Origin of the sequence: Streptomyces sp. NPDC005955, assembly GCF_042871255.1 — a bacterium.
GTDB lineage: Bacteria > Actinomycetota > Actinomycetes > Streptomycetales > Streptomycetaceae > Streptomyces.
In genome coordinates this window covers 82,167-97,676 of record NZ_JBIAIF010000009.1, presented here as the reverse complement: position 1 = coordinate 97,676, position 15,510 = coordinate 82,167, and the positions used below count along the sequence as shown (strand labels likewise).

The 15,510-nt window shown below is 71.9% G+C and carries 11 protein-coding genes and 2 riboswitches; of the genes, 1 reads left to right on the top strand and 10 read right to left on the bottom strand.

Annotation, left to right across the window (positions count from 1 at the left end; all coding sequences use genetic code 11):
* Positions 1–21: 21 nt before the first annotated feature.
* The 6 genes from asnB to ACFYOU_RS21940 form a co-directional block, all read right to left on the bottom strand.
* The gene (gene asnB / locus ACFYOU_RS21965) at positions 22–1,941 is read right to left on the bottom strand and encodes an asparagine synthase (glutamine-hydrolyzing) (RefSeq protein WP_391307790.1); all 1,920 of its coding nucleotides are present in this window, start codon (positions 1,939–1,941) and stop codon (positions 22–24) included.
* A 2-nt stretch (positions 1,942–1,943) separates the two neighbouring features.
* Positions 1,944–3,473 (bottom strand): Wzz/FepE/Etk N-terminal domain-containing protein, encoded by a 1,530-nt coding sequence (locus tag ACFYOU_RS21960; protein WP_391307787.1) that lies wholly within the window; start codon positions 3,471–3,473, stop codon positions 1,944–1,946.
* The gene (locus ACFYOU_RS21955; RefSeq protein WP_391307785.1) at positions 3,470–4,870 is read right to left on the bottom strand and encodes a Wzz/FepE/Etk N-terminal domain-containing protein; all 1,401 of its coding nucleotides are present in this window, start codon (positions 4,868–4,870) and stop codon (positions 3,470–3,472) included. The genes ACFYOU_RS21960 and ACFYOU_RS21955 overlap by 4 nt, the downstream gene beginning before the upstream one ends.
* A complete protein-coding gene (locus ACFYOU_RS21950) occupies positions 4,867–6,147 on the bottom strand; it encodes a glycosyltransferase (protein ID WP_391307784.1) in 1,281 nt (426 codons plus the stop codon). Before ACFYOU_RS21950 ends, ACFYOU_RS21955 begins: the two co-directional genes overlap by 4 nt.
* On the bottom strand, positions 6,137–7,456 hold the full coding sequence (locus ACFYOU_RS21945) for a nucleotide sugar dehydrogenase (RefSeq protein WP_391307782.1): 1,320 nt from the start codon (positions 7,454–7,456) through the stop codon (positions 6,137–6,139). Before ACFYOU_RS21945 ends, ACFYOU_RS21950 begins: the two co-directional genes overlap by 11 nt.
* Positions 7,457–7,538: 82 nt before the next feature.
* Positions 7,539–9,017, bottom strand: coding sequence for an exopolysaccharide biosynthesis polyprenyl glycosylphosphotransferase (locus ACFYOU_RS21940; protein WP_391307780.1), 1,479 nt, complete (start codon positions 9,015–9,017; stop codon positions 7,539–7,541).
* Between the two features lie 1,285 nt (positions 9,018–10,302).
* Between ACFYOU_RS21940 and ACFYOU_RS21935 the strand changes: the two genes are divergently transcribed.
* Positions 10,303–11,274 carry an NAD(P)-dependent oxidoreductase gene (locus ACFYOU_RS21935; RefSeq protein WP_391307778.1) on the top strand — a complete coding sequence of 324 codons (972 nt, stop codon included), beginning with the start codon at positions 10,303–10,305 and terminating at the stop codon, positions 11,272–11,274.
* A gap of 115 nt (positions 11,275–11,389) precedes the next feature.
* Here ACFYOU_RS21935 and ACFYOU_RS21930 read toward each other — a convergent pair whose 3' ends face one another.
* The 4 genes from ACFYOU_RS21930 to ACFYOU_RS21915 form a co-directional block, all read right to left on the bottom strand.
* A complete protein-coding gene (locus tag ACFYOU_RS21930; protein WP_391307776.1) occupies positions 11,390–11,590 on the bottom strand; it encodes a hypothetical protein in 201 nt (66 codons plus the stop codon).
* Positions 11,591–11,640: 50 nt separating this feature from the next.
* Positions 11,641–12,996, bottom strand: a complete 1,356-nt coding sequence (locus tag ACFYOU_RS21925; RefSeq protein ID WP_391307774.1) for an MFS transporter — start codon at positions 12,994–12,996, stop codon at positions 11,641–11,643.
* Between the two features lie 109 nt (positions 12,997–13,105).
* The gene (locus tag ACFYOU_RS21920; protein WP_385495437.1) at positions 13,106–13,456 is read right to left on the bottom strand and encodes an ArsR/SmtB family transcription factor; all 351 of its coding nucleotides are present in this window, start codon (positions 13,454–13,456) and stop codon (positions 13,106–13,108) included.
* Between the two features lie 130 nt (positions 13,457–13,586).
* Positions 13,587–14,999, bottom strand: coding sequence for a hypothetical protein (locus ACFYOU_RS21915; protein ID WP_391307772.1), 1,413 nt, complete (start codon positions 14,997–14,999; stop codon positions 13,587–13,589).
* A 128-nt stretch (positions 15,000–15,127) separates the two neighbouring features.
* Positions 15,128–15,207: riboswitch (cobalamin riboswitch) on the bottom strand.
* A gap of 106 nt (positions 15,208–15,313) precedes the next feature.
* Positions 15,314–15,442, top strand: a riboswitch (cobalamin riboswitch).
* The last annotated feature ends 68 nt before the right edge of the window (positions 15,443–15,510 follow it).

The following is a 15,510-nucleotide window of genomic DNA, read 5'->3' as shown; positions in this document are numbered from 1 at the left end:
GCCGTACAGCCGTGTGTTCGTTCAGCTCCGGCCGGAGCCGGAGGTCGCGCCGCGGTACCAGTACTCAAGGGTCAGCACGTGCCACAGGTGTTTGGAGAAGTCCTGGTGCCCGGCGGCGTCCTCGGCGACGAGCCGGGCCAGCGCCTCGCGGCGCAGGAACCCGGAGCGGACGAGCACCCCGTCGTTCACCACCTCGCGGACCAGCGGCGCCAGATCGCGGCTCATCCAGGCCCGCAACGGGGCGCTGAACAGGCCCTTGGGCCGGTACACGATCTCCCGGGGCAGGATCGAGGAGGCCGCCTCCTTGAGGACGGCCTTGCCCTGACGTCCGACGATCTTGCGGTCACCGGGCACGGCGAACGCCGCCTTGACCACCTCGACGTCCACGTACGGGACCCGCACCTCGGTCGACGCGGCCATGCTCGACCGGTCGGTGTAGGCGAGGTTCAGGCCCGGCAGGAACATCCGGGCGTCGCCCAGGCACATGCGGTTGACGAAGTCGTCGAGGTCGTTGTCCCGGTAGACGTCCGCGTGTTCGGTCAGCACGTCGTCGACCGTCCCCGCGAGGTCCGGATCGATCAGGTCGAGCAACTCGGCCCGGTCGTACATGGTGTAGCTGCGCCGGAACGCGGTCTCCTCCGGCAGATCGGCGAAGGAGAGGAACCGCTTCGCGAAGCGCACCGACCGGTACCCCCGGCGGGACGTGGCGACCGGCAGCCGGTCCACGGCCGCGGACAGCCCCCGCCGCAGGGGCCGCGGAACGCGCTGGTAGCGCACCGCGAGCAGGTTGGCCAGGTGTTTGCGGTACCCGGCGAACAGCTCGTCGGCGCCCATGCCCGAGAGCATCACCTTGACCCCGGCCTCACGGGCGGCCGAACAGATCAGGAAGGTGTTGATCGCGGCCGGGTCTCCGATCGGCTCGTCCAGGTGGTACGTCATCTGCGGCAACAGGTCGAGCACGTTCGGAGCGATCTCGATCTCGTGCAGGTCGACGCCGAACCGCTCGGCCACCTGACGGGCGTAGCGCAGGTCGTCGGGCATCGCCTCGAACTTGGCGTCCTCGGCGCGGAACCCGATCGTGTAGGCGGAGATCCCGGGTCGGTGCCGGGCCGCCAGCGCGGTCAGATAGCTGGAGTCCAACCCGCCGGAGAGGAAGGTCGCCACCGGTACGTCGGAGAGCAGGTGCCGCCGGTTGGACTCCTCGACGACCGCGGCCAGATCCGGCTGGTCGCCGCCGCGGGCCTGCTCCCGGGCCTCGGCGGCGACGTCGCGGAGGTTCCAGTACCGGCCGCGCTCCACCCGGCCGTCGGGCCGGATCCGCAGCCAGCTCCCCGGCGGCAGCTTCTCCGCTTCGCGGTAGGCGCAGCGCGAGTCCGGCACCCAGTAGTAGAGCAGCGAGGCCACCAGTGCCGCGTGGTCCACTTCCAGCGAGCCACCGGTCACGGCGGCGAGCGCCTTGAGTTCGGAGGCGAACACCAGGCCCGGGCCGCGCCGGAGCAGGAACAGCGGTTTGATGCCGAGCTGGTCGCGGGCGAGCACCAGCTCACCGGTGCGCTCGTCGAAGACCGCGAAGGCGAACATGCCGCGCAGCCGCGGCAGGCAGTCCGTGCCCCAGCGCCGCCACGCCTCCAGCAGCACCTCGGTGTCGGAGGTGCCGCGGAAGCGCGCCCCGGCCGCGGTCAGCTCGGTCCGGAGTTCGGGCGCGTTGTACAGCTCGCCGTTGTAGGTGAGGGCGAGGCCGTCGGAGACCATCGGTTGGGCGCCGGTCTCGGACAGGTCGATGACGGCCAGCCGACGGTGCCCGAGGTGGACGTCACCGCCGCCGGCGGGGTGGCTGTACCGGCCCGCCCCGTCCGGTCCGCGGTGGGCGAGGACATCGGTGAGCCGGTCGGTGACGACCTTCCCGTCCGGCCACGCGTAGGTGCCTGCGATGCCACACATGTCTACCGCGCCTCCTGGTCGTTGTCCGGGACCAGTGCGGCCGGTTTCGACGGCCGCTCCGTCCGCGGCTGGCCGGTCCCGTTCTGCCGGGCCAGCCGCTCGTCGTGGCCGCGCAGTGCGGTGTGCAGCCCGTCCCACAGCGTGCCGTCGGTGCGGTCGCGCGGATCGGGGTCGATCAGCACCACGCCGATCACCTCGATGTGTTGGTCGGCGAGTTGCCGCGCCACGGTGTGCAGCCAGGCGGCGCTGCCGTGCCCGGCCCGCACGACGAGCACGGTCCGGCCGCCGAGGTGCCGCAGGTCGGTCCACGCCGTGCCGGGCGCGACCGAACCGACGCCGAGCCGGCGCGCCAGGGGCGGCACGGCCTCGGCGCCCTCGCCGCTGACGACGGTCGGACCTCCTGGTTTCCTGCTGCTGGGGGCGAGCTGCGGGCCGGGCAGCCCGTCGACGACGACCACCTGTCCGTCCGCCGTGAGTGCCGTGGCGACGTCCAGGGCGATCGCGCCGGTGCTGCGCGCACAGCCCAGTTCCAGCAACGACACGGGTTCCGCGGAGCCCCGCACGGTGCGGGCCAGGGTCGTGGCGAGCCGTTCGCGGGCCACCCGGGTCCGACGGCGCTGCCACCGCCCGGCCGGCCGACGGGGCACCCGGCGCAGTTCCGCGATGACCGAGGCGCCCAGGTTCGCCGCGATGTCCCGGCGGAGCACGGGACGGTCCGCCACCACCGCGCCGACCGCGGCCAGTGCGAGTCCGGCGAAGAGCCCGAGGACGAGTCCGATCACGGCGTTGGTGACCGCGGTCCTGGGCAGGGAGTGGGGCACCGCGCGCGGTGCGTCCACGATCTGCGTGCCGGCGACGAGCCGGGGCGTGCCGGTGCGCGCATCGGCGGCCCGCTGGTCGAAGTCGGCGATCCGCGAGTTGAGTTCGGCCCGGCGGGCGTAGAGCGATTCGATGCTCGCCGACGCCTTCGGGTCGCTGCCCTGCGTGCGCTCTCCGATGGCCTCGTTGACCTGGGCGAGCTCGTCGCGCATGCGGTCGCGCTGGTCGAGCAGGGCCTTGGCCTCGGCCTTCGCGGTTCCCCACATCCGCTTCACGTGGTCCGCGACGAACGCTTCGGCCAAGGCCCCGGCCCGGGCCACCGCTTGCGCGTCGCTGTCCCCCGTCACTTCGATCTGGAGCAGGTTGTTGGTCAAGCCGGTCCCCCGGTACTCCTGCATGAAGTCGGCGGGTTTTTCCGGGGACTTGAGGATGCGCAGCGCCTGGCCGGCGATCCGTGTGGTCTGGAGGAGCGCGACGTCGGTACGGATCAGCGTGCCGGTGTCGTTCGGCTGGTCGTCCTGATGGGCGACCAGCACCTTGGTCGTGGCGGTCGGCGGCGGCTGCATGAGGACCGCCAGTGCCGCGCCGGCCAGCAGCCCCAGGAGTGCCACGGAGCACCAGAGGCGGCGGCGTCTGCGCACGGCCACCACCAACGACTGGAGGTCCAGCAACGGCGCGCTCGCCGAGGGCTCCGCGGTCGTGTGCGGTGTCATGCGGAACCCCCCGTCGCCCGGCCGTGGGCCGCGAGGGCGCCGGCGGCGTCGTCCGGGGTGCGCTCGGCCGGCTGCGCGGGGCGGGCCCGCACCGCGTCGGCGAGGACGATGCCGATGACTTCGTGGCCGCCGTCCGCACACGCCCCGGCGATGCCGGTGAGCTCTCCCGCGGTCCAGTGGCCCGTGCTGAGCACGACCAGGGCTCCGGACTCGGTGTCGCGGTCCGGCACCACCGGCCGGGCCACCGACACGTCCACCACCCGCAGTCCGGGGTGCCCGGTCGTCGACGAGTGCGGGGCAGGATCGTCCTCGGCCTCGGTGACGAGCTGCGCGGCGGCCCGGCGGGCGATCTCGTCGCCCTCCGGTACGACCACCAGCACGCTCCGGGAGCCCGGTAGCAGTCGGTCCCGGAGGCGAGCGCGCACCCGTCCGTAGCGGATCCGGCGGCCGGTCTCGTCGCCGGAGGTCTGCGGGGTCGGCGCGTCCCACGGCGTGTCGAGGCGCAGGAGCCGGCGGATCCGGGCCCGCGGGCCTCGGCCCTCCGGTCGGCGCGCGGGCCCTTCGGCGGGTACGTCGACGGTGCCCAGCAGCATGGAGCCGAGCGCCGCGCTGATCTCGTGTTCGGTGCGCAGCCGGCGGTCCACCCGCGCGGCGGCGAGGTGGCCGATGACCCCGAGCAGGAGGAACAGCAGTGCCCCGGCGGCGATGAGCTGGGGCCGCGTCGGCGGCACCTCTGCGGTCGGTCGGGCCGCCGGCCCCATCACGACCATGCCGGCCTGGTTGCTCGCCGGGTCGGCCTGGTCCAGCTTCTTCATGGCCTCCTCCAGCGCGAGACGCAGCTTTTCGAGCGCGGTGCGGGCCTGCACGCTCTCCACGGTCCGCCCCGGATCGGTCGCATCGGCCAGGTCGCTGATGCGGCGGTTGGTCTCCACCACCTTCTGCCGCAGGGCCTCGGGCCCGGTGGCCGCTTCGGACTCGGGGCCGTCGCCCGCGATGCGGGCGACGAACGTGACGAACTGCTGGGCCATCCGGTCGGAGAGCTGCTGCGCCCGCTCCGGGGCGTCGGCCGTGCCCGAGATCGTGATGATGTTCCCGTCGGCCGCCTCGGCGCTCACCCGGTCCCGTAGCTCGCTGGCGCTGACGTCCGTCCAGCCGAGGGTGGCGGCCGCCCGGTCGACCACCGCGGAACTGGTCGCGATCTCCACCTGGGTGAGCAGTTCGCGTTCCTCCCACTGCCCCGGCAGCAGCACCGAGGCCGAGGCCGTGTAGCGCGGCGGGAACAGCACCGAGGTGCCGTAGCCGACGAGGGCGCCCAGCAGGGCGAGGAGGGTGAGGAGCCGCCAGCGCCGACGGAGAATCCGCCCGATGGTGACCAGGCGTATCGCTTCATCGCTCAACGACGCGGCCTCTTCCCTGTGCGTGTCGTGGTGCCCGACGGCACCGAGGTGCGGTCACGGCCGGTGGCGGCGTAGGCGGCGAGCAGCGACGCTTGGGAGTTCCGCCAGGAGAGTTCCCCGCTGATGCGTTCCTGGCCGGTCTTGCCCATCCGGGCCCGTTTCTCCGGATCGTCCAACAGCTGCGCGATGAGCTCGGCGAAGGCGGCCTCGTCGTTGGCGGGCGCGTAGACGGCGGCGTCACCGGCGGAGACCCGTGCCTCCCGGAGGTCGAACGAGACGATGGGGCGACCCATCGCCATGTACTCCAGGACCTTGTTCATGGTCGAGACGTCGTTGAGCGGATTGCGCGGGTCGGGTGAGAGGCACACGTCCGCGGTGGACAGGTAGCGCACCAGGTCGGCGTCGGGAATGCGCCCGGTGAACTGCACCTGCTCGTGCAGCCCGAGCCGTCGGGACAGTTCCACCATCGCGTCGAAGGCGTCGCCGGAGCCGACGAACACGGCGTGCCAGTCGGTCCGCCCGAGTTCGTCACGCAGCTTCGCCAGGGCCCGCAGGGCGTAGTCGACGCCGTCCTGGGGGCCCATGACGCCGAGGTAGCACAGCAGATGGGGCTTGCCGTGCTTCAGCTCCGGCTCGGGCGGTACCGGTCGGAACCGGTCGGTCTCGGGTGCGCTGCGCACCACGAACACGTCCTGCGGCCGCTGGCCGCCGCGGCGGATCGCGACGTCCCGGTAGCTCTCGTTGGTGGCGAGCACGACGTCCGCGGCCCGGTAGGTGAACCGTTCCAGCGCGCACACCGCCCGGTAGAGCAGGTCCTCACCGCGGTCGAACCGGGAGAGGTACAGCTCGGGCACCAGGTCGTGCTGGTCGAAGACGAACCGCGCGCCGCGGCGTTTGAGCCACAGGGCCGGTAGGAACAACAGGTCGGGCGGGTTGCAGGCGTGGACCACGTCGACCGGGCCGACCTTGCGGGCGAGCCGGGCCGTGTGCCACAGCGCCGATCCGTACTCCCGCAGGTAGCCGGCCGGTCCGCCGGTGGCCGCGCGCAACGGGTAGCGGTGGATGCGCACCCCGTCGATCTCCACTTCCGGCTCGGTGTCCCGTTTGCTTCCCCGCGGGCAGATGACGTGCACCGTCCAGCCCGCGTCGCGCAGCGTCTTGCACTCCTGCCACACCCGCCGGTCGAACGGCACCGACAGGTTCTCCACCAGGATCAGCGCGCGCCGGTCGGACCGGTCGCCGCTGGTGGTGCCGTCGAACGATGTGTCACCAAGCAAGGCCCACGTACCCCGGTTCGGCCCGGCGCGCATCGGCGTCGGGAAGATGGATGAGATCGATCAGTACCGGACCCTCGCCGCCGTGCGGCAGCGCCGACAGCACGGCCGGCTCCCTGGTCCCGACCAGGCACACCTCGGCGTGTTCGAGCACCTCGTCGACGGAGTCCGCGAGCAGCTGCGCGAGGTGCGGCAGCCGGGTCTCGATGTACTCGCGGTTCGCGCCCAGCAGCCGGGAGAGGCTGACGTTGGCGTCGTGGATGCGCAGGTCGTAGCCCTTGCCGAAGAGGCGTTCCGCCAGCTCGACGAGCGGGCTCTCGCGGAGGTCGTCGGTGCCGGGTTTGAAGGACAGCCCGAACAGGCCGACCCGGCGTTTCCCGGTGCGTTCGACCAGCTCCACCGCGCGTTGCAGATGGGCGGAGTTGGAGGGCAGCACATTGGCGAGGATGGGCACCGCGACATCGGCCCGCTGCGCCGCGTGGACCAGGCTGCGGAGGTCCTTCGGCAGGCAGGACCCTCCGAAGGCGAAGCCGGGCCGTAGGTAGGCGGGGCTGATGTTCAGTTTGTGGTCGGCCAGGAACACGTCCATCACCTGGTGCGAGTCCACCCCGAGCGCCTGGCACACCGCGCCCAGCTCGTTCGCGAAGCCGATCTTGAGGCCGTGGAACGCGTTGTCCGCGTACTTGATCGCCTCGGCCGTCGGGACCGGTACCCGGAACACCTCGCCGGGCAACCCCTCGTACAGTGCCGCCACCGTGTCGCCGCTCGCCGGGTCGAGCTCGCCGATGACGGTCTTGGGCGGGTCGAAGAAGTCCCGCACGCTCGTGCCCTCGCGCAGGAACTCCGGGTTGACCGCGACCCCGAAGTCCGCCCCGGCCGTGCCGCCGACGTACTTCTCCAGGATCGGTACCAGCAGGTCGAGGCAGGTGCCCGGGAGCATGGTGCTGCGGAACACGACGGTGTGCCGCCCGCCGCCCTCGGCCAGCACGGCGCCGATCTGCTCGGTGACCCGCTCCAAGTACGTGGTGCACAGGCTGCCGTTGGGCTCCGACGGCGTCCCCACGCAGACCAGCGACACCTCGGTGTCGTTGATCGCTTCGCGGACGTCGTCGGTGGCGCGTAACGCTCCGCTGCGCACGACCTCGGCGATGAGTTCGCCGATCCGTTCCTCGACCACCGGGGCCTTGCCGTCGTTGACCAGGTCGACCTTGACCTGGTTCACGTCCACCCCGATGACCTCGTGGCCCATGCTGGCCAGGCACGCGGCCGACACGCAGCCCACGTAGCCGAGCCCGAAAACACTGACCCTCATGACTCGTCCCTCCCCTCGGGCAGGCCCTTCGGGCCTGCGGTCCGCACGTCTTCGGGCCCCTTGAGCCGCAGTTCCCCGCACATCAGTAGGCCCCCCGCCCGTAGGCCACCGCACGGAGCGTCTTCCACAAGATCACCGTGTCCAGGGCGAGCGACCAGTCCTCGACGTACCGCAGGTCCAGTCGGACGGCCTCCTCCCACGGCAGGTCGCTGCGCCCGCTGATCTGCCACAGGCCGGTGAGGCCGGGCTTGACCAGGAGCCGTCGCCGGATGTCCGGGCCGTAGGCAGCGGACTCCTCCGGCAGCGGGGGGCGCGGGCCGACGAGCGACATCGACCCGGTGAGCACGTTGAAGAGTTGCGGAAGCTCGTCGACCGAGTACCGGCGCAGCACTGCTCCCAGTCGGGTCACCCGCGGATCGCGGCGGAGCTTGAACAGCACGCCGGCGCCCTCGTTGCGGTCGGCCAGTTCGGCTCGGGCCCCGTCGGCCCCGGCGACCATGGTGCGGAACTTGAGGATCGTGAACTCGCGTCCGTCCTTGCCCACCCGGCGCTGCCGGTAGAACGCCCCGCCGCGGCTGTCCATCAGGACGAGCAGCCCGACCAGCACCATCAGCGGCGCGAACAGGACCAGCAGCAGCGCCGCGCCCAGCCGGTCGACGACCGCCTTGACCGCCCGGCTGCCTCCGGTGAAGGTCGGCATGCTGACCCGTAGCAGCGGGATCCCGAGCACCGCGTCGACGTGCAGCCGCGGGCCGGCCACCTCCATCAGTACGGGGGCCACGACCATCTCGGCATCGCTGCCTTCGAGGTTCCACGCCAGGCGCTGCAACCGGTCCGGTGACCAGTGCGCGTCCGGTGTGACCGCGACGACGCGGTAGCCGTCGCGGCGGACGTGGTTGGCGACGTCCGCCAGTCGGCCGACGACGGGCACTCCGTCCAGCTGGTCGCCTTCGAGCCCGCGGCCGTCCGTCGTGCACACCCCGTCCACCCGCCAGCCGAGGTGCGGGAACCTGCGGGCCCGGGAGATCAGGTCGCGCACGGTGGCCGGGCTTCCGGCGGCGAGCACCGGTCGCAGACACCGTCCTTCCTTGCGCCGTTTGTGCAACCGGAGGCGGAGCAGGTACCGCGCGGTCATGGTGACGAGCGCGATCGCGGGGATCGCGACGAAGATCCAGAGTTTGATGTTGCGCGAGGTGAGGGCGATGCCGCCGAGCGCCAGGACGACGGCCGCTGTGAACAGGGAGCGTCCCAGGCGGCGGAACTCCTCGGCGCCCTGGCCGAGTACGGCCGGTGCCCAGGCACGGCTCACCGCGAGCGCTCCCAGCACCAGCAACTCGGTGCCGAAGGCGAGGATGCCCCACTTCTCGTGCCAGTTGGCCGCGTCGCGGGCACCGAAGAAGTTGCCGATCGCCGCCACGACGAAAGCGGTGGCCACGGTGTCGCTGGTGATCACGGTACGGCGGTACCGCTCCTCCCAGTCGATCGCGGGTTGACTGATTGCCCCGTTCGCCAGGCGCCCGCGCGCCGACGGAAACGGGTCGACTAACTCCCCCTGCTGCACAGAACCCCCCAGGTCGCCAGCGGTTCGCCGTCTTCGCCTAAGACTGTTCCTCGCCACGGAGGGGCCCGCCCCCCGCGCCGCACCGTTCCTCCCCCCGGGAGGCTCCGCCCCCCGCGCATGACATCTCGGCTCTTTCAGCGTTACTTGAACGACTCACCCTGGCCACGGCGGACCCATCCGTTCCGCCGAGCCCTTTTCGAGGTGCGCGGAATCCCGCCGGGAAACCTCGACCGCTCCCCGCAGCCGAGGACCCCTCGCGGGCTCCAAGAATTGATCACCCCCGCGACCAGCGCGGGAGCCGCAACTGCTAGCTGTCCGTGGCGCCCCACCTATAGATCATTTAACGGAGTCCTCGCGTCCGATCAGCTGAAGCACGGTCAATCTAGACCATCGGGGCGACTATGGAGAGGGGATGTGTGGAATTCGTGCTCAACCTTTGAGCCCCGAGACACCGGCCGGCCATCTTCCACGGGTGCGTCGACGGCGAAGAAATACCGGTTGACCTGTACTGATAGGCATTCTCCAGGGTGTCGCCACGGGCATTTCCAGGGCTTCACAACACTGACATCCGGGCCGTCGGAAGGGCCCCTCACGCCGTCCGGCGGCGACTCCCGGCGGGGCCACCCGCCGCCGGCCGGGCGGGGACGGCGAACCACAACAGGCTTTTGAAGGCGGCCAGTTCGCCGGGCTTCAAGATGGTGATCTTGCGCGACTCCGCGACGAACCCGGGTCAGGACGGTCCTGCGCCACACTTTGCTTGATCCATCTCCGGTGTCCGGCCGAGCCGAACCGCACGGAGCGTCCACTCGTGAACGGTCAAACGACCGACACGTCATCGTTCAGACAGGGCGAGGGAACCGTGAATTTCCGCACGACCGGGTCGCCGCACCATTCCCGGGCGCGAAACCGACGGCTGAAAGACCACGTCGACACCAGGCGAATGCGGACACCGCTGAAGCCCGGGTGATCAAGGATTCGCCCGTACCGACACAACAGGTCAGGTCCCGATAACAGGAGTTCGGTCGGAAAGGAACCGGAGCACGCCTTTGAGACAGATTCGCCCGCCGGGGTTTCACGCCAACGGCGGGGCGTACGGAATTCGATACCGAGGGGGATTCGACCGGCGGGCCGTCCGCGGCGGGTGGGAGCCGGCCACGGGTCCGTCGACGCGAACGCCTCGGCGCACGGCCCTTCGGGCACGGCTTCAGCAGGGCGGACCCGCCAGGTACTGTCGGCGCACACCGGCCCCGGTCGAGGGGGCCGGGCTTCCTGGAGAGGGCTTGCCGTGACGAAGCTGCGCTGCGTGGTGCTGGACGACTATCAGGGCGTCGCCCGTTCCCTGGCCGACTGGACGAGGATCGCTCCCCAGGTGGAGACGGAGTTCCTGGACACGCACATCACCTCGACCGACGCCCTGGTCGAAGCGCTGGAGCACAGCGAGATCGTCGTGGCCATGCGTGAGCGGACCCCGTTCCCCGCCGCCCTCTTCGCCCGGTTGCCCCGGCTCCGGCTGCTGGTGACCTCGGGGATGCGCAATGCGGCCATCGATCTGGAAGCGGCTGCCCGGCACGGGGTCACCGTGTGCGGCACGGCCAGCAATTCGGAGCCGCCGACCGAGCTGACCTGGGCGTTGATCCTGGGCCTGGCACGACAGACGGTGCCCGAGAACGCAGCGCTGCGTTCGGGCGGGCCGTGGCAGCACACGGTGGGGGCCGACCTCCACGGCAGTCGCCTCGGGCTGCTGGGACTGGGCAAGATCGGCCGCAAGGTGGCACGCATCGGCGCCGCGTTCGGCATGGAGGTGGTGGCGTGGAGCCAGAACCTCACCCCGGAGCTAGCGGCCGAGGGCGGGGCGGTCGCCGCGGCCTCCAAGGAGGAGTTGCTGGAGACCAGCGACTTCGTCTCGGTGCACCTGGTGCTCAGCGACCGCACCCGGGGGCTGATCGGCGAGGCGGAGCTGCGCCGGATGCGTGACAGCGCCTACCTGGTCAACACCTCACGGGCGGCGATCGTCGACCAGACGGCACTGTTGCGGGCGCTCCAGGAGGGGTGGATCGCCGGAGCGGGCACCGATGTCTTCGAGACGGAACCCCTGCCGCTGGACGATCCGTTGCGCACGGCACCCCGTCTGCTCGCACTGCCGCATCTGGGCTACGTGACCCGTCGCAACTACGCGGGGTACTTCGGCCAGGCCGTCGAGGACATCGAGGCGTTCCTCGCGGAGAAGCCGGTGCGGGTACTGGCCGGGGGGCGTTAGCGCTCCGACCGACGGGGGTCCGCGGCGAACCCCGCGGGGCGGGCCGCGTCGACCAAGCCGGAGGCGACCCGTCCGAGGGGCCGCAGCCGCGCGACGTCGATGCGGCCGGTGGTCGTCAGCAGTTCCTCGGCGACGTGGAGGGCGACGACCTCACCCCGGTGAGGTCCATCTGCCGGGCCCGGGCGACGGAGACGGTGTTGACGACGAACTCCCCGGTCGTCCTGATGTTGCGCAGGGTGTCCTTCGCTCCCCCGCCCGGGGCGGCTTCGATGGTGAGCGCCAGCCTCGGCGGTTCGGTCGAGCTGGAACCCGTCATGCGGATCCGCGCCTCGTCCCTCACCTCACCGGGGGCCTGACCCCGGCGCGTCAGATCCCGACCCGCGTCCGGCGCGGCCAGCTGTGGTGGTGACCGTCGATGACGTAGTGGTGGTCGTGCTGCCAACCGTCGGCGCAGGGGCGGGCGTCGACGAGGTGCGGGTGACCGGCGGGGAGGTCCGGGTGGACGTGCCTGAGCCGTGCGGGGTCCCGGGCGGGCCAGATCGCGAGGGCGCACCCTGCGGCGCCCAGCGCGAGGACGGCGAGCACCGTGGTGGTGACCGGGAGGCCCGCGGCCGCACCCAGCCAGCCGGCGAGGGGGTACGTCAGCAGCCAGCACGCGTGGGAGAGGGAGAACTGGGCGGCGAAGGCCGCGGGCAGGTCCGTGTCGGAGGTGGACCGGCGTATCAACCGGCCGGCGGGGGTCAGGACGAGGGAGCAGGCCGCGCCGATCGCGGTCCAGGCCGCCAGGAGCAGGGGCCAGGACCAGGCGTCCGGCCGCGCGGCGCCGACCGCCACGACGGCGACCAGGGCGACCGGGAGGGCGAAGGCGGCCGGCAGCATCACCGTGCGGTCGGTGCGGTGACGCAGCAGCCGGGGCAGGATCAGCGCGGCGAGGACGGAGCCCGTGCCGTAGGCGCCCAGGGCGAGGGGTACGGCGCCGGCGGGGCGCTGGAGGTGGTCCCGGACCAGGACGACGGTGTGCACGAGGACGACGGATCCGGCGGCGGCGACCGCGAGGTCGAGGGCGATCAGGGCCCGTAGCCGGGGGGTGGCCCGGAAGAGTCGGGTGCCGGAGGTCGCCCGGGCGGCCGAGCCCCCGCGTTCGACGGGTTGCGGTGCGGGCAGGGCGGTCGAGACGACGAGGAGCGCGGAGGCCACGAATCCCGCAGCGGTGCCGGCGAACAGCCAGTCGTAGGGGATGAGGGTGAGCAGCGCCGCCGCGAGCACCGGGCTCAACAGGCTCTCCCCGTCGTAGGCGAGGCGGGACATCGACAGGGCCCGGGTGTAGTCGCGCTCGTCGGGCAGCACCTCGGGGACGGTGGCCTGGAAGGTCGGGGTGAAGGCGGCCGAAGCCGCTTGGAGGAGGAAGACCAGGACGTACACCTGCCAGACCGTCGAGACGAACGGCAGGCTCAGGGCGACCCCGGCCCGGGTGAGGTCCGTGGAGACCAGCAGGGCGCGGCGGGGTACCCGGTGGGCGAGTGCGCCGACGACGGGGGCGATCGTGACGTAGGCGATCATCTTGATCGCCAGCGCCGTCCCGAGCACGGTCGACGCCCGGTCCCCGGCGAAGTCGTACGCGAGCAGGGCGAGTGCGACGGTGGCGAGCCCCGTGCCGACCAGGGCGACGACCTGTGCGGTGAACAGACGGCGGTAGGTGCGGTTGCGCAGCACGGACAGCATGAGGTCCCGTCCCGTTCGGCGGGTGGGTGCGACCGGTTCATCGTAGCCAATGGGTGCGCACCTATGCACCTATTGGTGAAAGGCGGCCCGCAGGCGACGCGGGTGGCGGTCAGTCGTGGGGCGGCAGCGCACCGATCTGGTGGTCGGCGACGTTCAGGGCCTCGTCCACCAGTCGCCGCAGATGCCCGTGGCGCAGGGCGTACACGACGCGACGGCCGTCCTTGCGGGCGGTGACCAGTCCGGCCAGTCGGAGTTTGGCCAGGTGCTGGCTGACGGAAGGCCGGGCGGCCCCGCATGCCTGGGTGAGCGTGGTGACATCGGCTTCGCCGCGGCCGAGCCGCTCCAGCAGTGCCAGTCGGGTCCGGTCCGCGAGCAGGGCGAGGACGGACGCGGCGACGTCGAGCCGCTCGGCCGACTGCTGCGCATGGTGTGCACCTGCTGGGTGCGTGCCCTTGCTCATGCGCCCATCGTAGGGCGGGGCGCACCCGATCAGTGCATCCGTGCGTACGGATCGCTGTTCCATGGGTGGCCCGGGGAGGCGGTCCGACGGTACGGGCCCGTGGAGGTGACGGGCCCGTACCGGTTCGGGGTCAGGCTCCCCAGCGCAGGGCGACGGTGTCCCCGACACCGATCGTCCGGCCGCGGGAGGCGGCGGCGAAGGCGGAGCCGTCCACACTGACCTTCCAGGTCTGGGAACCGCTGTTGGACGTGCCGTTGAGGGAGGTGATCGTGCCGGTGCCCGACGACGGGGTCACCCCGGTCACACAGCCCGACGGGGTCGCCGAGGTGGCGGCCGCGTCCAGTACGTCGCCGAGGGTGGCCGTGGCGGCCGTGGGGGTGAAGGCGACGGAGCACACCTTCAGGTTCCCCATTCCGTCATCGACGGTGAGGGCGAGTTCGGTGGCCGTACCGGGGGCGAAGGCGCTCGCGGCCACCCACTTCGGGGCGCCCGCGGTGACCGGGGTGGGCGGGGCGGCGGTGAAGCCGCCGCCGGCGACGGCACGGAGGGCGTCGATGGAGGCGTAGGCGGAGGGGACGGTGTCGGTGGACTTGTACTTGAAACCGCCACCGGGGTTGTACTGCTGGGCTATCAGGAAGTCCACCGGGGTCTTGCCCAGGGTGGTGAGGAAGTCGCCGGTCTGCGGGTTGATGCCGCAGGCGTTGAGCCCGGCGACGGCCCATCCGTTGGAGTTGGTGTTGACTCCGTACAGGGCGTTGAACGCGCCGTTGGCCGCGACCAGTTTGCTCTTGAGGAACGCCTTCGCCTGGACGACGTCGGCGTCCGTGTTCGGCACTCCCGCGGCGCAGAGCGCGGCCATCGAAGCGCCGGTCATGTCGATGTCGCCGGGGGCGCTGAGGCGGGTGGGGTTGCCCTCGGCCTTCTGGAAGTCCCAGCCGCCGTCGTGGTGTTGGTTGGCGCGGATACGGGTGACGACCTTGTCGAGGAGCGCCTGGGGGACGCGCCGCACCCCGGTCTGCGTCTTGGCCCCGGCCAGGGCCAGCCCGGCGAAGACGGTGCCGTTGTAGGTGGCCGAGGGGCCGAAGTAGCCGGCCTCGGCGTTCTGCCAGTAGCCGTAGACGTCGGCGATCAGGTTCCGCGAGGCGGACACCCGGGCCGGGTCGATGCCCGCCGCGTAGGCGTTGAGGGTGGCGCGCTCGTAGTCGGTGACGACCGGGGTGGCGGACGGCCAGCCGGCCGTGGAGAGCAGGGTGCGGTAGACGGTGCGGGCGTTCTTCGTCGTGTCACCGCCGGGCGCCACGTCGACGACCGCGGTCCCGGCCGCGGCGAAGGCGCTGAAGGCCCATTCGTTGGACAGCCCGGTGCCCGCGTAGGAACCGTCCGCGGCCTGGAGCGACTTGAGGTAGGCGACGCCGTTGGTCTTGGAGGTGGCGATCTGGGCGGGCGTCGAGGTCGCTGCCGCGGGGAGGGCGGTCAGGGCGAAGGCCCCGAGGGCGGCGGGAACGGCCAGCGCGAGGCGGCGGGTGGTCGGGGGACGGGACATGGCCTGCTCCTGTGGTGGACCGGGGACACCGGCCGGGCGCACCGCGCCGCGGGGACACGTGGCGGCGCTGGCGGGTTCGGGCCGTCGTCCCCTCGCGTGGTACGGCTTCGAAGGTGACGTCACCGCATGGGCATTCGGGCTCGGGTGCGGCACCGTGCCGCCCCACACCGCTGCGCGTCAGCCCCGGTCTCGCACCGGGTTCCCCCATGTGGCAGCCCTGGACGCTACCCGAGGGAGCACGCGCGCACCAGATGGGGAGCTTGAGCAACAGCGCACGTTCAGCGGGTAGTTCATGCCTCCTTGACGGTTTCTTCGGCCGCGTGTTCCAATCCGGCTGATACGCACTGCACTTCAGGGGAAGCCGGTCGAAATCCGGCGCTGACCCGCAACCGTGGGCCCGGTGACACCGGGCGAGCCGGACTGCCTGGAGCGCCAGATCTCAGCGAGAAGCGCCGTCGCGGACTACGGCGTGGTCGACCGGCACGTCGGTGACGCCCAGGCGTCCCTGCGG